Source organism: Halobacillus sp. B29, assembly GCF_052246755.1.
Lineage (GTDB): Bacteria > Bacillota > Bacilli > Bacillales > Halobacillaceae > Halobacillus > Halobacillus halophilus.
Window position 1 is genome coordinate 329950 of the sequence record NZ_JBQQCM010000003.1, and the last position, 21693, is coordinate 351642.

Here is a 21693-nt window from a genome sequence, read left to right on the forward strand (position 1 = left end):
ACTTATATTTTTACTCTTTTCAGACGAAGAGCGTTGCTGACCACACTGACAGAACTGAAAGCCATGGCCGCTCCAGCTACCCATGGGGCGAGTAAGCCGATAGCAGCAATCGGAATACCGGCAGAGTTATAAGCTAATGCCCAAAACATGTTTTGTTTAATATTGGCCATGGTTTTACGACTGAGCTTGATCGCTTTGCTCAAGTTCTCAAGGTCGCCGCCGATTAAAGTGAGATCAGCAGTTTCAATGGCTACATCTGAACCTGTACCAATGGCTATCCCAATATCCGCCGTAGCCAGAGAGGGAGCATCATTGATTCCATCTCCGACCATAGCAACTTTCTCTCCTTTTTCCTGAAGTCTTTTTACCTTCTCAGCTTTTTCTTCAGGAAGAACTTCGGCATATACTCCGTCTATTTCCACTTGGGAGGCTATCGCTTCAGCTGTTCTCTCGTTATCGCCAGTTACCATATAGATGCTTAGCCCCAAATCTTTAAGGTCCTGAATGGCTTGCTTCGATGTTTCTTTAATGGTATCTGCTACAGCCACATAACCTGCAAGCTTTCCTTCTACGGCAATAAGCATCGCAGTTTTTCCTTCAGTCTCATGATTAGAAAGAATATCCTCAAGCTCTGTGTAATCAATGGTTTCGCGGTTCATTAGTTTTCTTGTACCAACGTAGACCTGCTTTCCATCCACTCTAGCTTTGATTCCATACCCAGGGATGGCTTCGAATTCATCCGCTTCCTGCGGCGTAACACCATTCTCTTCTCCATAATTTACTATAGCTTCGGCGAGTGGATGTTCAGATGCTTTTTCAGCAGCAACCAAATAACTAAGGACATCTGTTTGATGGGGCTCGACAGTGTCAAAGTTCGTGACTTCCGGTTTACCTTTAGTAACCGTACCTGTTTTATCAAGCAGAATCGTCGTCAGTCCTTGAGTACCTTCCAAATATTCTCCCCCTTTAAAGAGGATACCCTGCTCGGCTCCTTTACCTGTACCAACCATGATGGATGTAGGTGTAGCAAGACCAAGCGCACATGGGCATGCAATAACCAATACTGCTATGGCTGCTTCAAGCGCAGGAGGAAGTTGACCGGGAGAAACGAATGCATACCAGACCACAAATGTAATGACCGCAATGCCAACTACAATGGGAACAAAAATGCCGGAAATAACATCTGCTGTCCGTTGAATAGGCGCTTTAGATCCTTGGGCTTCTTCCACTATTTTCACAATCCCCGCGAGGGCCGTGTCTTTCCCTACTTTTTCAGCCTTCATTTGGATCGTTCCATTTTTATTGATGGTGGAACCAATCACTGTTTCTTTCTCATACTTCTCTACGGGAAGGGATTCTCCAGTAATCATCGATTCATCTACAGACGTTGTACCTTTTATAATTGTACCATCTACCGGTATTTTCTCACCTGGTTTAACAAGGAGTACATCTCCTACTTCTACTTGATCCACTGGAACTTTCTCTTCTGTTCCATTTCGCAGCACAGTAGCTTCCTTGGCTTGCAGGTTCAAAAGTTTCGTCAGCGCCTGCGTAGTCCTTCCTTTAGCGAGAGATTCAAATAATTTACCAACCAGGATCAATGTAATCAGGACGGCACTTGTTTCAAAATACAATTCAGGCATAATGTCCGGATTCAACTGCCATCTAATTCCTTCTGCCACACTATAAAAATAAGCAGCGGACGTACCCAAAGCTACAAGCACATCCATATTAGCACTCTTATTCTTCAAGGCCCGGTAAGCCCCGACATAGAAAGGAGCTCCGATATAAAATTGAACCGGTGTAGCCAGAACAAATTGAAACCATGGATTCATCATTAGTTCTGGAACAGGAATGCCCAAATCCCATGGTAAGTGACCGATCATCGTATAAAGAAGAGGTAAAGAAAGAATGATAGACAGGAACAGCTGGCGTTTTTTCCTTTTAAGCTCTTCCTCTTTATAATCTTTCTGGTCATCACGGTCTTTTTTAATTACAGCGTCGTAGCCTAAATCTTTGATTTTTTCTATAATCTGATCCGTAGAGACGAGCCCTGGCTGATATTCAATCACGCCAGCCTCGGTTGTTAAGTTCACCGAAGCTTCTTCAATACCGTTCATACGACTTAACCCTTTTTGAATACGAGTTGAACAGGCAGCACACGTCATTCCGTGGATATCAAGTTCTAACTTATCTGTCTGTACACCATAGCCTAACTTTTCAATTCTTTCTTTAATATCTTGAGGCTGCGCTTGCTCGTTGTTATAAGTGATGGTCGCATTTTCCATCGTTAAATTAACGCTTGCCTCGACACCCTCCATTTTATTCAGGACTTTCTCAATACGGGCAGAACAAGCGGAACATGTCATTCCCGTAATTCCCAAGTTGATTTCTTTTCGTTCACTCATGCATTGATCCTCCTTATTTGGAGAACTGTTGGACAACCTTCATCAATTCATCAATGGCTTCTTCGCCTTCTCCTTTTCTAATCGCACTGGCTACACAATGATGCGTATGACGCTCCATTAATGAATAGCCTACTCGGTTCAAAGCTTTGTTAATAGCCGATATTTGAATAAGGGTATCCACACAGTACCGGTCTTCTTCCACCATCTTTTGCACACCGCGCACTTGACCTTCGATTCGCTTTAATCGATTAATGACAGATTGTTTTTCTTCATCTGTCCTAGGTGTAACCGGCTTTTTCCCACTATTTTCTGGTAAGGTATTGTCTTCCATTTTTTCTCGCTCCTTCTTAATCAATATACCCCTTATAGGTATTTAAAGTCAACAAATTAACGCTAAATATAAGAGGATGATTTCTTTTATTTTTCATTATTACCAAATTCAATTAGCTTCCTTTTAATTGTGAAAGGAATTGTTTATTTCCCTACCCCAATAATAGTCGTTAGGATAAGTTTCGACAAATATTGAAGGTTAATTTTTCAACTTTTTCCTTAATTACATGAAAAAAAGACCATCCAGTATATAACTGAATGGTCAATAAGCCTATTTTATTGTTGTTGGTCCATTTTTTCCCATTCCTTCTTGGAGTCGGATTCAAGTTCCTCCCAGGTGATTTTGTCACTTAAATATTTTTGTACATTTCCCCCGAGATAATCTCCCCATGTGCCCGGATATCCAAGAAATACCCAGCCTGTGGTTTTTTCTTCTGATGCATACTGATAGATTTCTTTTGAAATTGGATCAGCAATTTTTGAGGTATCAAATTCTTTATAAGCAGGAATAAATTTAAAGTCTTGCAGAACAGCTTCTTTACCCGCTTCTGAAGTGTACATCCAGTCAATAAAATCTTTAGATGCCTGAATGATTTCATCGTTGCTGTTTTTGTTTACAGCCCAGTAGTTTGGAATTCCTACAGGCAGTTTACCTTCTTGTCCATCCACCGGAATAGGAATAATCCCCATATTACTTTCAGCGAATTCTGGGGCAAGTTGATGAACAGAAGGATAAATCCAGTTCCCCTGCTGAATCATGGCTACCTCTTCAAGCGCAAAGTATTTCTCTACTTGTTGGGAATAGTCTAAATTCAGTGTTGGTTGAATCGAATAATCCACCTGTAAGTCGATCATTCTCTGAAATTCTTCTCCTTTTGTAAACTCTACAGAATCTGATTCATAAGCTTCTAAAACAGATTGATTGAACTCAGGCGCTAAATAAACATTTGATAAGTGATTCCCTGGGACCCATTTTTCCTTTCCCGGAAAGGCGAAAACTTCTTTAATGCCTAATTGATCTTTTTGGCTATCGAGTGTTTTTACAGCTTTCTCTAGATCTTCATAGGATTTAATCGATTTTGCATCGACGCCTGCTTCTTCAAATACTTTCTTATTATAGATGAAACCGTATCCTTCCTGATTAAAAGGAAGGCCATGTATTTCCCCATTTTTAGTGACTGGTTCCAATGAACCCTTTAGAGCGAGTTCCTTTGCTTTTGTATCCGATAAATCAGCCAAATACTGTTCGTAATTAGCCGCTTCTGTCGGGCCAGCAATACTGAATATTTCCGGTTCCTCCCCAGAAGCAAATTGTGTTTTAAGTGCACTGGCATAATCAGATCCTCCGCCTACACTGTTTATCTTAATATCAATCTTCGGATTTTTTTCCTCGTATTGTTCAGCCAAGTCTTCAAACTGATCATTGAATTCTACTTTTCCTTGAAAAATTTCAATGGTCATTTTATCTTCTGAATTATCCGAACTGCCACCTGATGAGAATGAGCACCCCGCAAGCAAGGTACCTGATAACACAATTGGAGCTAATAACTTAAAAGTTTTCATAGCTTTCATCCTCCCTTTATATGATATCGGTTTCATAAATCTTAAAAATTTTTTTGTTTCTCCATTGATTATTATTCCAGTCTTTTTAGGGATTCTCCGTAGGATTATAACGGAATTATCAGATCTGATATCGGTTTCACATTTATCCGAAATACTAATTCCTGATAAATTGCTAATCAAGAATTAATTTGTATTATACGGTACTGTGAAATCGTTTTCAAGACAAAATTTAAATATATATAAAATTACGTAGATTCTCTCTCTATTAATTGAATGGGCAGTTGAACCTCTTCAACCATACTATCTTTATTATTCATCATCTTGATCAACAGTTCTACAGATTTGATTCCCATTTCATCAATTGGCTGTTTAATCGTGGTCAGTTTGGGTTCTACGATTTCGGCCAGAGGCTGATCATCAAAACCAATCACGGCTAAATCATCCGGAATCTTTAAACCATTTTCTTTTGCTTCGCTGATAATTCCTGCCGCTACTTCATCACTGCCTGAGAAAATTGCTGTAGGTTTATCGTTCATAGATAAGATTTCCTTCACAACTTTTTTTCCATCCTCAATGGAATGTCTCTTAATAAAAATCCAGCTGGGGTTAGGACTTAATTGGTGTTTATCCATAGCTTTTTGGTAGCCTGTATTTCGATCAAGGTCACGACCGTATCCAGCAAACAATCCCCCAGTACAATACGCGATTTTTTGATGTCCTTTGTTAATTAGATGCTCCGTACCCATATACGCACCCTTCATCTGATCCAATCTTACTTTAGATACAGAAGATTGATTTACGTACTCATTGCAAAGCAGGATGGGACCATATTGCATGTAAGGTTCTATTGTCTCCCAATCATTTTCTATTGACGTCATAATGATCCCGTCTACCTGTCTGTTTTTTAATAAGTTAAGAAAATATAATTCCTTATCTTTGAGATCATTACTTTGGAATATAATAACTTGATAATTGTTTTTAAATGCTTCCTGCTCAATAGAGTTTACTAAATAAGAAAAAAAAGGATTCACAATCCGGGGGACAATTACCCCTATTGTATTCGTTGTGTGGCCTCTTAATCTTCTAGCGGAGGGATTTGGATAGTACCCGATTTCTTCCATGGCCTTTAATACTTTTTCTCGTTTATCACTTGATATATAAGGATGATTATTAATCACACGTGAAATCGTCGATTTTGAAAGTCCAGTAATCCTTGCTACATCTGAAATCGTTGGCATTCCAATTCTCCCCTCTGTTAATCCTTTTATGAAATCAGTTTCATACTCATTTTACCCTTTACCTTGTGAATAATTCAATTTAATTTTAAATCTTTTATTATAAGACCTTCTTAGAAAACCCATTATAAGGCGGCACTATATCAAAAAAGAAGTCCAGGCAATCTGCCCGGACTTCTTTTTTATTTTACAATTAATACGGGGATATCCGATCCTTTAGCTACTTTTTCACTCACACTGCCAATCACAAATTTCTTGATGCCGCTGTGACCGCGACTTCCAATTACAATTAAATCTGCTTCATGAGTGGAAGCAAAATTACATAATTGATTCACTGGATCGCCTTCCAGCCATTCATATTGAATGGGAATCTGTTCACCTTCAAGTTTTCTTTTGACCTCTAGAAAAATGGGGTGGTTTCCTGCGTAAGCTCTTGGCTCACTTTGCACCACTTCTTTTTCATTGATTCGCTCTTCAGACCCCCCGACGTACGCGCCTCCTTCTTCAAGCGTCATGTCATTACGCATGGTCATGTTAAAACCTGTATTATTTTTGTATTTATCCTTTTCTTTTTCTACAAATACCACGGAGATTTGTGATTGCTGGGTTCTGCTTAATTCTACTGCATGAGTCAAAGCTTTCTCGCTTCCTTCTGAGCCATCATATGCTACGACTACTTTGTTATACATTAAACTTCATCCTTTCCACTATTGAATAAGGAATATCCAGCATCACCCATGTTTTAGTGGGCTTATTTAATATATACCCGCTGTTGCCTTAATTAATTTTATAGTTAGATAACAATTGCTTAACAGATTATGTAAAATCTAGCCTGTAATGTTAATCAGCCCTAGTCTTTTATTTCCTTTCCCAAAGATTTTCTCTTAAAATCTGAATAGTGAATAGCATTTCTAAGGCAGTAATGCGGAAGTTATAAGTAGAAAGCCCTTTAATCTTCTTACTACAATTCTTATAATTATGCTTTGTTAAAGTTTATAATAGATTTTTCACAAGAAGCTTATTACGCTAAAGGGCCGTATAGTTGAAGACTCAGTTTCGAGATGTTTTTATGAGAAGAAAGGTCCTGCGGGGGATGATTCGCTTTCCGCGGGCATGTGCTGAGCCTCCTCGAGCTATGCTCTCCGGGGTCTCACCGATCATGTTCATCCCGCAGGAGTCTTCATCATCCCCCTCCGGACCCTGCCAAATTAGAAGCTCGAAACCACTTCAACCATCACCTGCATAATGAAGTATTATCCAATGTAGTTAGGATGTAACGACACACATCGCCCGTCATGAAAGCATTTCATACAGATTACGGAGGAGAACCAATCTCTTCTGGAAGGGTCCGTTCGCAACATTATAGTTGGGGTGGTGGGGAAATGACGAGACTCCCATGGGAGAAGGAACTAGGTGAGATCCCGCAGGGAGTGAAACGATCGAGGAAGCTCACCGTTCCCCCATAGGAAAGCGAGTTATTTCCCCACCAGCCCTCCACATAGAGTAACGGACCCATTTATCTCGAAACTGAGTCTTACAGAAAAGGGAGCTTTACTTTAGGATCAACACGGAGGTTTAATAGAGTCTTTAATTAAGCAAAAATTAGAACATTCAGTGGAAGGTTGTAAGTTGAAGCTGTATCCATTATGATAGAAATAGTGAACTTTTTTATAGAGGAGCGTATTTATGAAACCATCCATTTATGGTTTAACGTTTGATCAACTGACGGACTGGGTCACAGAGCATGGTGAGAAAAAGTTCCGAGCCAAACAAATTTGGAATTGGCTTTACCAAAAGCGTATAACTGATTTTTCTCAGATGAAGAATGTGAACCAATCTTGTATTGATCTTCTACAGGAACATTTTACAATTGAAACGTTAACCGAGGAAATAAAACAAGAATCACAAGATGGAACGGTCAAATTTCTGTTTAAATTACATGATGGAAATATTATAGAAACTGTTCTTATGAGATTTAACTATGGATTATCAGTATGCGTTACGACACAGGTAGGATGTAATATTGGGTGTTCCTTCTGTGCGAGTGGCGTACTGAAAAAAAACCGCGATTTATCAGGCGGTGAGATTGTTGAGCAGATTATGCAAGTGCAGCAGCACCTTGACAAACAACAAAATGATGAACGTGTCAGCCACATTGTGGTAATGGGAATAGGTGAACCATTCGATAACTATGATAACTTGATCGACTTCCTTAAGGTTGTCAACGATCAAAAAGGTCTATCTATCGGTGCTCGTCACATTACTGTTTCTACAAGTGGGATTGCACCGAAAATGTACGAGTTTGCCGACGAAGGTATCCAGATCAACTTAGCGCTTTCCATTCATGCGCCAAACAACGATCTTCGGACTCAGATTATGAAAATTAACCGGGCATATCCCCTTGAAAAGCTAATGCCGGCCATTGACTACTACCTTGAAAAAACAAACCGGCGGATTACGTTTGAATACATTCTTCTTAAAGATGTTAATGATCATAAGAAAGAAGCTGAAGAACTCGCTGATCTTCTGCAAAATAAAAAGCATCTCTCTTACGTAAACTTGATTCCTTACAATCCTGTAGCGGATAACCCATATGAACGTAGTGAGAAAGAATCCATTCTTACCTTTTATCAGACATTGATGGATCGCGGAATTAAATGCGGTGTCCGTACCGAACATGGAACAGATATAGATGCAGCATGTGGTCAGCTTAGAAGTAAACAAATTGAAAAAGAAAAAGCGCGCAAACAGAAAAAATTACAAACCAATTAAAAGCATGAGGCCTCGGCCTCATGCTTTTTTAATCAGGGTTCGGTGTTTCCTATCTTCTAAAAAAAGCCCCCCATCCCTCTATTCGTTTCTTTAGCTGCTCTATACTTATCTCAATCTGCTTTCCACCTAAATGTACTTTCGCTCTCCATAATTACATTTGAATGTTTCTTCAATTCTTCTACTAATACAAAAAGTGCTTCGTCCTTCTTTTTAGCTTCGATCATACAGTCAATTTGATCGGTTGACCCGGTAGTTTTTTTGACAAAATCAAGAAATAATTCCACATCAACAAAATCTGCATGACTTTTAAACTCGTGCTGACTTTTCGGACTGGATATGTGCATTTTTACGGATAAGGGTGAACGGGACCATGTATGTAAAACACGTCCCCAGTTGGATTCCCACTGTTCGTTGTCATAATTGGCAAGATGATGATGGATATCAAAAACAAGGGGGATATTTAACTTCTCACAAACGTACAAACAATTTTCAAGTGTATAAGAGGTGTCGTCATTTTCAATCATAATCATCTTCTGAATCCCCTTCGGAACGAAGGCCCAGTTGTCTATAAAGCGTTCCAGCGATTTTTCTTTATCCCGGTACCTTCCTCCCAGGTGAATCACACATCGATGAGTTGGATCAAGGTTCATTTGATGCAGTAAAAGGTAGTGATACTTTAAAACCTTCATCGACGTTTTAAAAATTTCTTTATCGATTGAATTAATGACCACGAAATGGTCGGGATGGAAATCAAGTCTTATCCCCCATTTTTCAGCTAAAGATCCCAGCTCGCTAAGATCTTCTTTAATGGCTGACAGGTAATCCCACTTTTCTAACGCTTCGTGAGTAGCAAGTGGTACCAGGCGGGAGCTTAACCTGAAGAATTCAATATCATGAGTTTTATTATGCTTTAGGAGCCTTATACAGTTCTGTATATTGGATTGAGAAAGACGCTCAAGTTTTCTAATCGCCGCTTCGCGGTCTCGAACCGCTGAAAACCGTTTATACGTCATGGTTTGAGAAGGGGAAGCATTTTGAAGATTTACGCTCATGGCCACATAGCCCAGCCTGTATAATGTCATCTGCCATCACCCGGTTCTTTTTTAACTTAGTTTCTGCGAACCCTCAAAGATTATGTAAGGGATGAACACCTGATCAAAAGAACGCTGAAAAACAGGGTACCCTTATTTACAAATTTACTCTACGTACAGCCACAAAGATAAAGCTGCAAATACTGTGATAAATACAGCAGTGAAAGCCCCTTTCTCCTTCTTGCTAAATCCCATTTTCTTTTCCAAATCGTTTATATAAATATTCATTAATAAAAATCCGAAAAAAGTGAACGCAAACCCGACTGAATCGTTTATTACAGACATCATTCTCATAACTCCTAAGCCTACAAGGATCATCCCTAAATGCCCTAGTGCCATATAAAGGTATTGGTTTTTCTTTTGAAATTTCATACTCCGCCCCCTTCACCTGCAAACAAGAGATAATTATCCGCAGTCATTATTTAAGTTCTATTTTTCAGTTGTTTATGTTTAAAGCTCTATATTGGCTAACCAATCCTCCTAAAATATTCTTCATTAGATGCTGATATGTAACATTATCGTCACCTTTTCAGCCCTTTCCTTAATGAAGTGAATGCTATATTTCGATATACTTAACATGACTTGTTTTTTGAGGTGGTGAATCATAGTGGAGTTAAAAAAAGATTTTAATTATGTTCCATGGGTGATTGGTCTTTCCGTAGCGATCAATCTCATTGTGTTAGCTTTATTGTTTGTTCCTGAAATAGAAAGTGGGACTGGTTTCAACATTAAGTTGCTCCCCCTTTTGAATGCGATATTAAATTCATTTACTTTTGTCTTCTTACTAGCTGCGCTGTTTATGATCATTCGTAAAAATGTGACGTGGCATAAGCGTTTTATTCTTGCAGCGTTTACAACTACAGCCCTTTTTCTGGTTTCATACCTAACGTATCACTCTATGTCTTCGTCCACATCCTATGGAGGTGAAGGGGTTTTACAGTATATTTACTACTTCATCCTCATTTCTCATATTTTACTGGCTATTGTCATTGTTCCACTGGCGTTGATTACTCTGTTCCGCGGTCTCGCTATGAAAGTAGACAAGCATCGTAAAATTGCAAGGTGGACTATGCCTATTTGGCTGTACGTGAGTTTAACAGGAGTGATTGTGTACCTGATGATCTCTCCATACTACTAATCATAACGAAAAAGCCCGCTTTTGGAAATGAATTTCCAAAAGCGGGCTTTTTTAAGATCTTGAGGCATGAAAAAGCTTTCCACGAGGAATAGCTTTACTCAATATCTATATACCCACTGTTTGGGTATCTTTTTGGCGTTTTAATCGTCAAAATGCCATTGTCGAAATGTGCAAGTGTGTCTTTTTCCGAAATGATGAAAGGAAGAGTAACCGTTCGTTCCATTACCTGCCGGGTCTGCTGCCTGTGATATTGATGATGCTGGTCATTCCTCATTTCGGTAACTTCTGTATGTTGGACAGCAATCCGTATATGGTTCCCTATAATTTCAACTTCAATCTGACTGCGATCAGCTTCAGGAAGCTGTGCTTGAATAATGACTTCGTTATTGATGTCCTGTAGTGTGACTGGAAAGGTATGCTCATGTAAAAAATCCCCCAGTTGTTTTATGGACTGACTAAAGTACGAATCCATTGATCGAACGATTTTATGGAAGGCATCATTCAATAGTTTTGGAAATTGCTCACCCTGCTGACTCATCACACTCATCCCCCCTGCTTTCCCTATCACTCTATGTTAGGGGCTGCCAAGTGTTCTGGGCAGATTCACCAATTTAAGTGAAAGAATGATTAGTCGAATATGATACGGGGAGGATGCCACTCAAACCAGCGGCCATGTCCATCGGTCTGTCCAATGGTATGCCTCTGTTCCTTCTGATTGATAACAGCGTCTACATGGAGTTTCTGATCATCCATATTATTATAAATATGAAAAACATTCCTTCGCTTGCCAATCTGTCGGATTTTATAAAGTAAGTCCTTTTTCATCGAAGGAGAAAACTGGTTGGCTACATGGGTATGAAAAATACATAGGGTTTCATTTGCTGGTACGTTTGCAGCAAGAGTTTCCAACAGTTCGACAGCGTTTCCTTCTACAAGATTGGGAGGATTTTTCGTATAATGCAAGGAAGCTTTCTCAAAAAGGAGCCTTCGTTCATTATGCTCAGGCCAAATCAAGGCTTTTAACCACAGGTATTCTTCTTCAATAGTTAAATCTGAAATATTCAGATCCACTCCGATTCGTTTACCAGCAGGTGGTGACGTTTTTAATAAAAAAGGGGCAGTACCTGTCCTTACTTCTGAAGACAAAAGAAGCGATGAGTTTCTGTTTCCATATACTTCTTCCCCTTCATATACGTATGAATATTGATCCCATAACAGTTGTAACCCGGCACTTGATCCAAGCTCGATCATAGCCAGTGGCTTCTTGGTTAAACGGTAAACTTCGCAAAAAACCGGGTAAAGATAGGCACATCTCCGCACTTCATTTGTCTGTACTAATTTTGTCTGTAATAGTGATCCAATTTCCTTCGAGTACATCCTGCAGAAATTTTTAAAATATGGAAATGATTTTTCAGGCTCCTTAGGATGATCCGTCATACTTCCATAAAAATGCTTAAGTTTATGCGGCTTGCCTTGAAGTAATAAATAATGTACTGCTCCAAAAAGTAAATTAGGTACCGGCTGGCCTTCCTTTACTTTTTCAGATAAGTTCAGTACTTCCTCATCTTCAGCAATATTCCTGGCTAGTACTTCATATAAACGGCTTACTCCTCTGCATTCTTCTTGAGCAAATGTACGGTAGATACTGGCTAACTTACTATTCATGTCCCTTATCTCCCCTATTCGTATGTAAAAAAGCGCAATCCAGAGTTTGAATTGCGCTTTTCTTTTAATCATTAATCTGAATCAGTTGAGCGGGAAACATACGGATAAATAGGATCTTGTAAATGAAACTCGTAGGTTTTTCCATCTACGATTCCAACTACTTGATCACTATCATATAATTCTAATAGAAATTGAGCCATTTCCTTAGCTGTATGGTATTTTGGTACATTTCCTTCGTATTTCAGCTCATCATTATCAAACGAACGATTTATAAATTCCGTCTCAGTAGCTGCCGGTGCGAGTACTTTCGCCTGCATAGCAGCTCCTTTACCAGATAACTCCTGTGCTAGTCCCTCCGTAAACGCACTCACAAAAAACTTCGTTGCACAATAGGTTACTGCGTCAGCCACAATGGTGTACCCTCCACCAGAGGAGACATTAATAAGCTGGGTTCCTGCTTTATTTTCATAATCCCGCACAAATAAGGATGAGAGAATCGTTAGAGCTTCGTTGTTTAATCGAAGCATCTTCTCTATTTTAGAGAGGTCGTGTTCAGCTATAGGATCGAAATTACCAAATCCAGCATTATTGATCCATGTTTCTAATTCATACTCACTAAGGTCTTCGTATAATTGATAAACATTTTCTGAGACTGATAAATCTGCCGGCCTCACAATTACATTTACATCAGGTTGATTTTTCTGGATCTCATTTTTTAATTCTTCCAGTTTTTCTTCTCTTCGTGCGACTACGATTACATGTTTCCCGCGCGCTGCAAAGGCATGAGCTGCTTCATAACCTATACCTGAGCTGGCTCCAGTGATAACTGTGTACTTCATATTAAATCCTCCTGCATCTTTTATGAAATATGATCCCTCCTTATCATAACCCTACCCTTTCACTATAAGGCAAATGTTAGGACTTACATCTAAAGAAACTTTTATTACGAAGCTATTCAAACTGCCGGTTAAGCAGATTGGGTTTATTCAACAACTGGGCCATCCAATACTCGAAATAAATGATATCATCCTATAAACTTACTACTTCCTATTGATCTCGAAATTTCCAAGTTTCTATTGAAAACTTGACCCGTTACTATTATTCAACTTTTACTTAGTTTACCAACAATTATGTTAAATTCATACAATTATGTTTGCGATTTCCATTGAAGTGGAAAATATTTGGACACACAAATTGCAAAGAGGTGGTTACATTCTATGAACAAGAACTTAAGTAAGGGATGGATATTTTTCTTCGGCGCCTTAGGCGGTTTGCTATATGGATATGACACTGGAGTGATTTCAGGTGCTCTTTTATTCATTAATCAAGATATACCGCTCTCCAACTTTCTTGAAGGAGTAGTTGTGAGTTCTCTGCTCGTTGGTGCTATTGTTGGCGCAGGAATGAGCGGTTATGTATCGGACCGCTTCGGGAGGAGACGCGTTGTATTTGTCATTGCGCTCATCTACTTAATAGGCTCTCTAGTATTAGCTCTATCTCCTAACGCTGCGATTCTGATTACAGGGCGTGTCATTCTTGGTTTAGCTGTCGGTGGTTCAACAGCTATTGTGCCCGTATATTTATCTGAAATGGCACCTACACACCAGCGTGGTTCACTTGCCTCCCTTAACCAACTGATGATCACAATTGGTATTGTACTTGCTTACTTAGTCAATTATGCCTTCACTCCCATTGAAGGCTGGCGCTGGATGCTTGGACTAGCTTCAGTACCGGCTCTTATATTAATGATTGGAGTCCTGTTCATGCCGGAGAGCCCCAGGTGGCTTATCAAACATAATCGTGAAAAAGAGGCCCGTAAAATCATGGCTCTTACCCGTCAGCAAAGTGAAATCGATGACGAGATTAAACAAATGAAAAAGATTGAAGAAGTGGAAGAAAGTACTTGGGATGTACTGAAATCAAAATGGGTTCGTCCTATGCTTCTCGTCGGAAGCGGAATTGCGATCTTCCAGCAATTTATAGGTATCAATGCTGTCATATATTATGCGCCCACTATTTTTACTAAGGCCGGGCTTGGAAATGCGGCTTCGATCTTAGGTACACTGGGAATTGGTATCGTTAACGTGCTAATGACGCTGGTTGCTATTGCAACGATTGACAAATTAGGCCGCAAAAAACTGCTACTAATAGGAAATGTGGGGATGACCCTCAGCCTCGCCGTGCTTGCGACTATACTATTTACAGCAGAACTGACCACAGCCATAGCGTGGATGACCGTGGTATTCTTAGGATTGTTTATCATGTTTTTCTCAGCAACCTGGGGACCTGTTGTCTGGGTAATGCTACCTGAGTTATTCCCTCTTAAAGCAAGAGGAGCAGCCACAGGTTTCACCACTCTATTACTTTCCTTAGCTAACCTGATTGTGTCCCTTTTCTTCCCTGTTATGCTGGGAGCCCTGGGAACAGCTTGGGTCTTTGTCATTTTTGCAGGCATCGGAGTACTTGCTTTCTTATTTGTCATGAAATTTGTACCTGAAACCAAAGGACGCAGTCTGGAGGATATCGAAAGGGATTTAAGAGGCGAAGCTTCATAGATCATTCTTGTTTTTAAGAGCACTATCAAATGATGGTGCTCTTATTTGTGAGGATTAGTTAAACTTTGTTGATGATTTTAATAGATATTTATTTATACTATCGGATTGTTGAAAACAATCTTTTCCGTAAACAGTTATGATTATCCTGATTTATGTAAATAAGTTACAATTGATCTATAGTCTACCAAGATTCAACTTTTTTCAGATAGAGAGAGGAATGAATATATGTCAAATGGACCGCAACTAATCGGGGAATTAATTTTACAACATAAGCACTCGATTGCTCAGGAAATTCACGATGAACGAATGGCTCACGTTCCGATGACCATTGCGCAAAAGTCGGATTTTCAAAAGATCAAACCCCATGTAATCGATACCCGAGTCAGATTTATACAGATTTTTGGAGAATCATTAGCAGAACAATTGGATTCCCATACATCCTCCAATAAAATTAAGAAATGGGCAGAAGATAATGGACATTATTTCTTTTCATTAGGAGCAGACTTGGAAGAATCCTTAAAAGATACGAGTTTCTATAGAGATTATCTATGGAAGTTCATCCGCGATCACTCGATCAATAATCAATTCTCAGCTGAAACGATTTTTAAGATACGCGCCGTCATAGATCCTTTACTGGATACAGCTGTCTATCATTTTAGTCATTCCTATGTAACCTCTTTGCAGCAGTCGCTTGAGAGTGCCCGAACCTCTTATCTTGCTTTATCTGTTCCTGTAGTTCCGCTTGGTCCAAGTACAGGTATTTTACCTTTGCTTGGTGCAATAGATACGGAGAGAGCTCATTACTTAATGGAAGAGACGCTGAGCCAGGCAGAAAAATTACATTTAGATCACTTGATCATAGACCTTTCTGGAGTCTCTACAATTGATACAATGGTGGCCAATCAACTGTTTAGAATCATCGAATCCCTTAATTTAATAGGCGTAGAGACAATTATAACCGGGATTCGCCCGGAAATCTCTCATACAATGGTGTCATTAGGTTTGAAGCCAAATCATCTTAAAGTCAAAGGCAACCTCCAGCAAGCATTAAAGGAATTCAATTTTTAGCTGTAAAAAAAGAGGAGCCTTTTCAGGTTCCTCTTTTAGTCAAGCTATAAAATATCGCTTCTTTATTTCTTATTCAACTGCAAAGATATAAGCATAAATCGGTTGTCCGCCTTTGTGAATCTCTACTTCAAGATCTTCGAACGTCTCTTCTACGTAGGCTTCCAATTCAGCTACCTCTTTTTCATCCACTTCTTCACCGGAGATGATGGTGAGGATTTCATCTTCATCTTCATCAATCATTTGGTTAAGAAGTGACTTCGCTGTCGTAAATTTGTCTTTATCAGTCGCAGATATTTTGCCATCGGCTATTCCCATAAAGTGACCTTTCTCAATAGATAAGCCTTCAATCTGGGTGTCTCTGACGGCATACGTAATCTGGCCAGTCTTTACTTCTCCCATAAGACTGGTCATTTCATCTTTGTTCGTATCAAGATTCGCTTCAGGGTTAAACCCTAGTAGAGCACTCATACCCTGAGGGATCGTTTTTGTAGCGATCACAGCTACTTCTTCTTCAGCCATATCTGCAGCCTGTTGGGCTGCCATAACAATATTTTTGTTATTTGGAAGAATAAGAATCTGCTTTGCGTGCGCCTGTTTGATGGCTTCAGAAATGTCCTGGGTGCTCGGATTCATCGTCTGTCCACCCTGAATGACAACGCTTGCGCCAAGACTTTCAAACAACCGCTTGATTCCATCTCCCATGGAAACTGTCACTATCCCGTATTCAGCTTTTTCTTTGGGCTTTTGAACCTCTTTTTTATCGCCGACAATGGAGGTATGTTGTTCGCGCATGTTTTCGATCTTCATATTGATCAAGCTGCCGAACTGCTGACCGAGATTCATGGCTTCTCCGGGGTACTCCACGTGAACGTGCACTTTAATTAAATCTTCATCAGAGACTACGAGCAGCGAATCTCCCATTTCACTTAATGCCTGACGAAATTCTTCTTCGTCAAAAGGATTTTCTTCCAGCTTCTTTTCTTCGAATTTCACCATGAACTCTGTGCAATAGCCGAATTCAATGTCTTCTGTGTTCATGAAATCCTGTGCCAGCTTATGGTGTTCTGCACTAACCATTTCATCCATTGATACAGTTTGGTCCAATTCAGGGAGTTCTTCTCCTCTTAAGTTAGCAAGAAATCCTTCGTAAATAGTCAAAAGACCTTGCCCGCCGCTATCAACTACACCGACTTCCTTCAATACAGGGAGCAGTTCCGGCGTTCCTTTTAATGATTCACGCGCTGCACTTACTACACCTTCAATAAAAGAAATAATCTCTTCTTCTTCTTCAGCCAGGTTAGCAGCAGCTTCAGCTGATTCTCTGGCTACAGTAAGAATCGTACCTTCGACAGGCTTCATCACTGCTTTATAGGCCGTGGTTACTCCACCTTCAAAAGCCTCTGCTAAATCCTTGGTGGTTAAGACTTCCTTTTCTTCAATAGCTTTGGAGAAGCCTCGAAAAATTTGAGAAAGAATAACACCTGAATTGCCGCGAGCTCCCATTAAAAGTCCCTTAGCGAAAGCTTTCGAAACTGCCCCGGCATGATTTTCATCCACGTTTTTCACTTCTTCTGCCCCTGAAGTCATAGATAAATTCATATTCGTCCCTGTGTCGCCATCCGGGACAGGAAATACATTTAACGCATCGATCATTTGGGAGTTCTTTTGTAAATTATGAGCTCCTTGTAAGATCATTTCGGCTAATGTTTTGCCGTCTATATTTTGTAACGTCACGCTTGCTTCCTCCTTTGACTACAACGAAACCTATTCACTCGTCACGCGAACACCTTGAATGTAGATATTCACAGAGTCCACGGATAAGCCTACCGTTTTATTTAATGTATATTTTACTTGTGATTGAACGTTATGAGCAACTTCGGAAATTTTTGTTCCATAGCTTACAATGATAAACATATCTATATGAAGGCGCTCATCGATTTGTCTAACCACTACGCCTCTGGAAAAGTTTTCTTTGCGAAGCATTTCCGATAATCCGTCTCGGATTTGATTCTTGGACGCCATGCCTACAATTCCGTAGCATTCCACGGCTGCCCCTCCTGCGATTGTAGAAATGACATCGTTGCTGATCGTAATATGACCATACTGATTCGTGAGATCAACAGACATATGAATCCTCCTTTTAAACTCATCAACTTCATGCCTATATTATAACACAAGGAAGGCAAATGATTAGACGTTCACTTTTCAAAAATTGTATCTGATATTCCTATTATACTTTGAAACAAATGAAAGTATCTGTCAAGAGAAAATTCTTGATATAATTCTTTTCACTATATTGCAAACAAGAAGTGGGTATGATACATTAATTAAGTATCTGAAGATTTATGTATGTAACAGGAGGGATTATCATATGGCACGTAAAAGTGTAATATCCGGTAAAGGAACAAACACCGGAAATCACCGTTCACACGCAATGAACGCTAATAAACGTAAGTTTAAAGCTAACCTGCAAAAAGTACGTATTCTTGTAGATGGCAAGCCGAAGAAAGTTTATGTAACAGCACGTGAATTGAAGTCAGGTAAACTTACCCGCGTATAATTCAAGGCTTCCTATCAGCGTAAGATTTACTTGCGCTCCGTGTCGAAGAGGTTCTTCGACCAAAAAAAGCACCCTTCCGGGGTGCTTTTTTTGTTAATCTTTTTTAAAAGTAGTTATGACTGCGCGTACCAGGCCCCCGAGAAACCTTGGGAGTTTGATCGTATAAAATCTCAAAGAGCTCCCTCCTCCTATATCAAGCTAATGCAGAATGCTTGTTTCAGCCTCTATTAGTCAAGTCTTTACTTCTTATTACTAATAGTATGCCTGAACGAAATGAAAAAGTACCTGTATTATGAATCAGACAATTAGAGACACATAGGGTTGAACCATAAGGTAAATGGGTGTTTTGCAGAGGATAATAAAAACCTTGAAGGGTAAGACCAGTTACTTCAAGGGTCAACGGTAAAAAGGATACATAAGGAAATTCATGATCCGCTTTAAGCGTATGCTCACCTTCAGCTGCTAATTCCACTTGATTCTGATGGTCCCTTATTGTACAGCGTACTCCTTTCTTTAATAAAGGATAAAGAAGTTGCAAATTGGCCATTGAGTGATCGATTCTTCCACCCGTCACCCCGAATAATAGAATATGCTCCGGGTTCCAATTAAGTGCCTGATTGATGGCCAGTTCAAGATCCGTTTCATCTTTTTCATTCGGGTATGGCTTAAACTGGATGGATCTCTCTTTAATTTTATCCAAAGAGGCCTGATCCACAGAGTCAAAATCTCCAATTGATACGTCTGGACATATATCATGTTCAAGAAGAACTTCGGCTCCCTGATCAGCTCCAATCCAAATACGCTCTTCCTGGTCAAATGATTTCAAGTCAGGGATATAGGCTTTGGGTCCGCCTCCTACAATCGCTATAGATTTCGCCAAATAGTCCAACCTCCTTACTTAATGAATTGTTATAACCTCTGTAGTGGTTTTAAAGTAAAGCTCCCGTTTGTTCAAGACTCAGTTTCGAGACATTGGAGGAGCGGAAGGTCCTCCGGGGGAAGATTTCGCTTTCCCGCCCTGCACGACGCAGGGTCGTTCGACGTTGCCACAGGACGTGGCGATCTTAGTCGAACATCCCTTGTGGTAAGCTTCCTCAGGCTTCGACTTCCGGGATCTTACCGATCATGTTCATCCCACAGGAGTCTTCATCGTCCCCCTCCGGACCTGGCCGAATAAGAAACTAGAAATCAACCAAAAATGCCTACTAAAATTTACTGGAGAGCAAAAGTTATCTAGCTTATTCAAGCGTACACCCCCTGATATATAAGGGTTTAAGGCTGATCCAGAAGGATTACCTCTCGTGTAGAAGGGTCCCATTCGCCCTAATACAGTTGGGCTGGTGGGGAAATGGCGAGACTCCCATGGGAGAAGGAACTAGGTAAGATCCCGCAGGGAGTGAAACGAGCGAGGAAGCGCACCGCTCCCCCGTAGGAAAGTGTTCAAATGTGGAATCACCCCGAGAGACACGACCAGCATAAGCCGACCATCAAAAGGATTGTGGTTTTTCCATCCGTTGATGAGCGGCTTATGACTCGAGTGTCTGGGTGATGGAGCAAGACGAGCTATTTCCCCACAAGCCCTTCTCCAAATATCATAACGGTCCCTAATTATCTCGAAACTGAGTCTTCAACTAAACGACCCTTTAGCTCAATAATTCTTTTGTAAAAATTAACCAAACGTTATTAAAGCCTTCTAAACAAAAAGCCTAAAGGAACTGCCATCAGGCACTCCTCCAGGCGCATAAAACTGCTCAGTTTATTATTTTTCAGCTTTTACAGAATGACGGATGGCTTCGATGGCTTGGCCGCGATCCTCTTCTTTAAAAATGGCACTACCGGCCACAAGTACGTCGGCCCCGGATTCAATACAAATCGGAGCTGTTTCCTCTTTTACACCGCCATCAATTTCTATCTCAAAGGAAAGCGACTGCTCTTCACGCCAATCAGCCACCTGCTGAATTTTTGGAACGACAGACTCAATAAACGATTGCCCGCCGAAGCCAGGATTCACCGTCATAAGGAGCACGAGGTCCACGTCCTGGAGTACAGGCTTAATCATTTCAACGGGTGTAGCTGGATTAATCACCACGCCGGCCTTAACCCCAAAGCTTTTAATTAGCTGCAGGGTCCGATGTAAATGTGGACAGGCTTCCTGATGAACCGTAATAATATCCGCCCCGGCTTTTGCAAAAGCCTCAATATATTGATCAGGATTTTCAATCATTAAGTGGACATCAAGAGGCAGACTGGTCACAGGACGAATGGCATCTACTATAAGAGGACCAATCGTAATATTAGGTACGAAATGACCATCCATCACGTCCACGTGAATATAATCAGCGCCTCCTTGTTCAACATCTTTAATTTCTTCTCCCAATTTAGAAAAATCAGAAGCCAGAATGGAAGGAGCAATCTTTGTCATCATTAATACCTCGGCTTTCTATTTTGGATTTCTTCTAGAAATTGCAAATAATGTTCGTAACGCTGCTTGGAAATATCCCCTTGTTCTACCCCGTGCTTTACTGCACATTTCGGCTCTTTATTGTGCAGACACCCACGAAACTTGCAGTCATCCTGTACTTGGACAAACTCAGGAAAACACTCAGGTAATTGTTCCAGCTGCAAATCCCCGAATTCCAGTGAACTAAATCCAGGTGTATCAGCTACAAGACCACCAGATATTTCATATAATTCCACATGTCTCGTGGTATGCTTCCCGCGTCCCAGGCTTTTAGAAATTTCGTCTGTGTCAATTGAGAGCCTTGGATCAATCGTATTCAAAAGAGAGGATTTCCCAACACCTGACTGACCGGCAATGACAGTAGTGCGGCCAGCCAGGTGCGCCCTGATCTGTTCCATGGATTCAGCATCGTTCACTGCAGAAAGGATAACAGGATAACCAACCGACTCATACATCTGTTGATAGACTTTCATATCATTTGCTCTTCCTTCATCTAACTGATCCATCTTGGAAATCACAACGAAAGGTTCAATCCGTTTTGCTTCCACTAGCACAAGAAAGCGATCCAATAGCAAAGCGTTGAACTCTGGATTGGCGGCGGATGTTACAATTAATGCCTGATCTACATTAGCAATTGGCGGTCTGACAAACTCATTCTTTCGCTTGTCAATGGATAATATATACCCTTCATCCTGTTTTTCGGCTTTAAATTCTACAGTATCTCCTACGAGCGGACTCACTTTCTTTTTCCTGAAGTTTCCACGGCCTCTGCATTGATAAATATGTCCTTCGTAAAGCACATAATAAAAACCGCTCAACGCTTTAATAATTTTCCCTACTGGCATTC

The 21693-nt window shown here is 40.3% G+C and carries 21 protein-coding genes; 5 read left to right on the forward strand and 16 right to left on the reverse strand.

Annotated elements, in window-relative coordinates; all coding sequences use genetic code 11:
• Positions 1-2 precede the first annotated feature (2 nt).
• The 5 genes from ACTWP7_RS05945 to ACTWP7_RS05965 all read right to left on the reverse strand — a co-directional run bounded on the left by ACTWP7_RS05945 (position 3) and on the right by ACTWP7_RS05965 (position 6225).
• Positions 3-2408, reverse strand: a complete 2406-nt coding sequence (locus ACTWP7_RS05945) for a heavy metal translocating P-type ATPase (RefSeq protein WP_443122401.1) — start codon at positions 2406-2408, stop codon at positions 3-5.
• 13 nt (positions 2409-2421) lie between these two features.
• Complete coding sequence (locus tag ACTWP7_RS05950) at positions 2422-2739, reverse strand: metal-sensing transcriptional repressor (RefSeq protein WP_014643176.1); 318 nt, start codon at positions 2737-2739, stop codon at positions 2422-2424.
• A 275-nt stretch (positions 2740-3014) separates the two neighbouring features.
• Positions 3015-4310, reverse strand: a complete 1296-nt coding sequence (locus tag ACTWP7_RS05955; RefSeq protein WP_041601309.1) for an ABC transporter substrate-binding protein — start codon at positions 4308-4310, stop codon at positions 3015-3017.
• Between the two features lie 236 nt (positions 4311-4546).
• Complete coding sequence (locus ACTWP7_RS05960) at positions 4547-5539, reverse strand: LacI family DNA-binding transcriptional regulator (protein WP_014643174.1); 993 nt, start codon at positions 5537-5539, stop codon at positions 4547-4549.
• 179 nt (positions 5540-5718) lie between these two features.
• Positions 5719-6225 carry a universal stress protein gene (locus ACTWP7_RS05965; RefSeq protein ID WP_443122402.1) on the reverse strand — a complete coding sequence of 169 codons (507 nt, stop codon included), beginning with the start codon at positions 6223-6225 and terminating at the stop codon, positions 5719-5721.
• A gap of 997 nt (positions 6226-7222) precedes the next feature.
• Here ACTWP7_RS05965 and rlmN point away from each other — a divergent pair.
• Positions 7223-8308, forward strand: a complete 1086-nt coding sequence (gene rlmN / locus ACTWP7_RS05970) for a 23S rRNA (adenine(2503)-C(2))-methyltransferase RlmN (RefSeq protein ID WP_443122403.1) — start codon at positions 7223-7225, stop codon at positions 8306-8308.
• Between the two features lie 110 nt (positions 8309-8418).
• Here the strand turns inward: rlmN and uvsE are convergent, their stop codons facing one another.
• On the reverse strand, positions 8419-9390 hold the full coding sequence (gene uvsE / locus ACTWP7_RS05975; RefSeq protein WP_443122404.1) for a UV DNA damage repair endonuclease UvsE: 972 nt from the start codon (positions 9388-9390) through the stop codon (positions 8419-8421).
• Positions 9391-9504: 114 nt separating this feature from the next.
• The gene (locus tag ACTWP7_RS05980) at positions 9505-9771 is read right to left on the reverse strand and encodes a hypothetical protein (protein ID WP_443122405.1); all 267 of its coding nucleotides are present in this window, start codon (positions 9769-9771) and stop codon (positions 9505-9507) included.
• Positions 9772-10006: 235 nt separating this feature from the next.
• On the opposite strand from ACTWP7_RS05980, the gene ACTWP7_RS05985 reads away from it, so the two are divergent.
• Positions 10007-10537 (forward strand): DUF420 domain-containing protein, encoded by a 531-nt coding sequence (locus ACTWP7_RS05985; RefSeq protein WP_014643168.1) that lies wholly within the window; start codon positions 10007-10009, stop codon positions 10535-10537.
• Between the two features lie 94 nt (positions 10538-10631).
• Here ACTWP7_RS05985 and ACTWP7_RS05990 read toward each other — a convergent pair whose 3' ends face one another.
• From ACTWP7_RS05990 to ACTWP7_RS06000, 3 genes are all read right to left on the reverse strand, one after another.
• Positions 10632-11075, reverse strand: coding sequence for an Hsp20/alpha crystallin family protein (locus tag ACTWP7_RS05990; RefSeq protein ID WP_443122406.1), 444 nt, complete (start codon positions 11073-11075; stop codon positions 10632-10634).
• An 89-nt stretch (positions 11076-11164) separates the two neighbouring features.
• Positions 11165-12202, reverse strand: coding sequence for a DUF2332 domain-containing protein (locus ACTWP7_RS05995; RefSeq protein ID WP_443122407.1), 1038 nt, complete (start codon positions 12200-12202; stop codon positions 11165-11167).
• A gap of 71 nt (positions 12203-12273) precedes the next feature.
• A complete protein-coding gene (locus tag ACTWP7_RS06000) occupies positions 12274-13041 on the reverse strand; it encodes an SDR family NAD(P)-dependent oxidoreductase (protein ID WP_443122408.1) in 768 nt (255 codons plus the stop codon).
• 378 nt (positions 13042-13419) lie between these two features.
• Here ACTWP7_RS06000 and ACTWP7_RS06005 point away from each other — a divergent pair, with 378 nt between their 5' ends.
• Together ACTWP7_RS06005 and ACTWP7_RS06010 are read left to right on the forward strand one after the other, a co-directional pair.
• Positions 13420-14757, forward strand: a complete 1338-nt coding sequence (locus ACTWP7_RS06005) for a sugar porter family MFS transporter (protein ID WP_443122409.1) — start codon at positions 13420-13422, stop codon at positions 14755-14757.
• Between the two features lie 225 nt (positions 14758-14982).
• Complete coding sequence (locus tag ACTWP7_RS06010; protein WP_443122410.1) at positions 14983-15825, forward strand: STAS domain-containing protein; 843 nt, start codon at positions 14983-14985, stop codon at positions 15823-15825.
• 69 nt (positions 15826-15894) lie between these two features.
• Here the strand turns inward: ACTWP7_RS06010 and ACTWP7_RS06015 are convergent, their stop codons facing one another.
• Both ACTWP7_RS06015 and ACTWP7_RS06020 read right to left on the reverse strand, forming a co-directional pair.
• On the reverse strand, positions 15895-17559 hold the full coding sequence (locus ACTWP7_RS06015; RefSeq protein WP_443122411.1) for a DAK2 domain-containing protein: 1665 nt from the start codon (positions 17557-17559) through the stop codon (positions 15895-15897).
• A 30-nt stretch (positions 17560-17589) separates the two neighbouring features.
• Complete coding sequence (locus ACTWP7_RS06020; RefSeq protein WP_014643161.1) at positions 17590-17952, reverse strand: Asp23/Gls24 family envelope stress response protein; 363 nt, start codon at positions 17950-17952, stop codon at positions 17590-17592.
• A 244-nt stretch (positions 17953-18196) separates the two neighbouring features.
• On the opposite strand from ACTWP7_RS06020, the gene rpmB reads away from it, so the two are divergent.
• Positions 18197-18385 carry a 50S ribosomal protein L28 gene (rpmB, locus tag ACTWP7_RS06025; RefSeq protein ID WP_014643160.1) on the forward strand — a complete coding sequence of 63 codons (189 nt, stop codon included), beginning with the start codon at positions 18197-18199 and terminating at the stop codon, positions 18383-18385.
• 93 nt (positions 18386-18478) lie between these two features.
• Here rpmB and spoVM read toward each other — a convergent pair whose 3' ends face one another.
• The 4 genes from spoVM to rsgA all read right to left on the reverse strand — a co-directional run bounded on the left by spoVM (position 18479) and on the right by rsgA (position 21691).
• Positions 18479-18559 (reverse strand): stage V sporulation protein SpoVM, encoded by an 81-nt coding sequence (gene spoVM / locus ACTWP7_RS06030; RefSeq protein ID WP_139205836.1) that lies wholly within the window; start codon positions 18557-18559, stop codon positions 18479-18481.
• 43 nt (positions 18560-18602) lie between these two features.
• Entirely contained in the window at positions 18603-19265 is a 663-nt protein-coding gene (locus ACTWP7_RS06035) for a thiamine diphosphokinase (RefSeq protein ID WP_443122412.1), read from the reverse strand.
• An 879-nt stretch (positions 19266-20144) separates the two neighbouring features.
• Positions 20145-20807: a ribulose-phosphate 3-epimerase gene (gene rpe, locus ACTWP7_RS06040; protein ID WP_443122448.1), complete on the reverse strand. Its 663-nt coding sequence runs from the start codon at positions 20805-20807 to the stop codon at positions 20145-20147.
• A 2-nt stretch (positions 20808-20809) separates the two neighbouring features.
• Positions 20810-21691 (reverse strand): ribosome small subunit-dependent GTPase A, encoded by an 882-nt coding sequence (gene rsgA, locus ACTWP7_RS06045; RefSeq protein WP_443122413.1) that lies wholly within the window; start codon positions 21689-21691, stop codon positions 20810-20812.
• Between the last annotated feature and the right edge of the window lie 2 nt (positions 21692-21693).

Excerpts from the sequence above, each read along its gene's own strand:
- ACTWP7_RS05945 (WP_443122401.1), bottom strand. The coding sequence starts at position 2,408 with ATGAGTGAACGAAAAGAAATCAACTTGGGAATTACGGGAATGACATGT.
- ACTWP7_RS05950 (WP_014643176.1), bottom strand. The coding sequence starts at position 2,739 with ATGGAAGACAATACCTTACCAGAAAATAGTGGGAAAAAGCCGGTTACA.
- ACTWP7_RS05955 (WP_041601309.1), bottom strand. The coding sequence starts at position 4,310 with ATGAAAGCTATGAAAACTTTTAAGTTATTAGCTCCAATTGTGTTATCA.
- ACTWP7_RS05960 (WP_014643174.1), bottom strand. The coding sequence starts at position 5,539 with ATGCCAACGATTTCAGATGTAGCAAGGATTACTGGACTTTCAAAATCG.
- ACTWP7_RS05965 (WP_443122402.1), bottom strand. The coding sequence starts at position 6,225 with ATGTATAACAAAGTAGTCGTAGCATATGATGGCTCAGAAGGAAGCGAG.
- rlmN (WP_443122403.1), top strand. The coding sequence starts at position 7,223 with ATGAAACCATCCATTTATGGTTTAACGTTTGATCAACTGACGGACTGG.
- uvsE (WP_443122404.1), bottom strand. The coding sequence starts at position 9,390 with ATGACATTATACAGGCTGGGCTATGTGGCCATGAGCGTAAATCTTCAA.
- ACTWP7_RS05980 (WP_443122405.1), bottom strand. The coding sequence starts at position 9,771 with ATGAAATTTCAAAAGAAAAACCAATACCTTTATATGGCACTAGGGCAT.
- ACTWP7_RS05990 (WP_443122406.1), bottom strand. The coding sequence starts at position 11,075 with ATGAGTCAGCAGGGTGAGCAATTTCCAAAACTATTGAATGATGCCTTC.
- ACTWP7_RS05995 (WP_443122407.1), bottom strand. The coding sequence starts at position 12,202 with ATGAATAGTAAGTTAGCCAGTATCTACCGTACATTTGCTCAAGAAGAA.
- ACTWP7_RS06000 (WP_443122408.1), bottom strand. The coding sequence starts at position 13,041 with ATGAAGTACACAGTTATCACTGGAGCCAGCTCAGGTATAGGTTATGAA.
- ACTWP7_RS06005 (WP_443122409.1), top strand. The coding sequence starts at position 13,420 with ATGAACAAGAACTTAAGTAAGGGATGGATATTTTTCTTCGGCGCCTTA.
- ACTWP7_RS06010 (WP_443122410.1), top strand. The coding sequence starts at position 14,983 with ATGTCAAATGGACCGCAACTAATCGGGGAATTAATTTTACAACATAAG.
- ACTWP7_RS06020 (WP_014643161.1), bottom strand. The coding sequence starts at position 17,952 with ATGTCTGTTGATCTCACGAATCAGTATGGTCATATTACGATCAGCAAC.
- rpmB (WP_014643160.1), top strand. The coding sequence starts at position 18,197 with ATGGCACGTAAAAGTGTAATATCCGGTAAAGGAACAAACACCGGAAAT.
- rpe (WP_443122448.1), bottom strand. The coding sequence starts at position 20,807 with ATGACAAAGATTGCTCCTTCCATTCTGGCTTCTGATTTTTCTAAATTG.
- rsgA (WP_443122413.1), bottom strand. The coding sequence starts at position 21,691 with ATGCCAGTAGGGAAAATTATTAAAGCGTTGAGCGGTTTTTATTATGTG.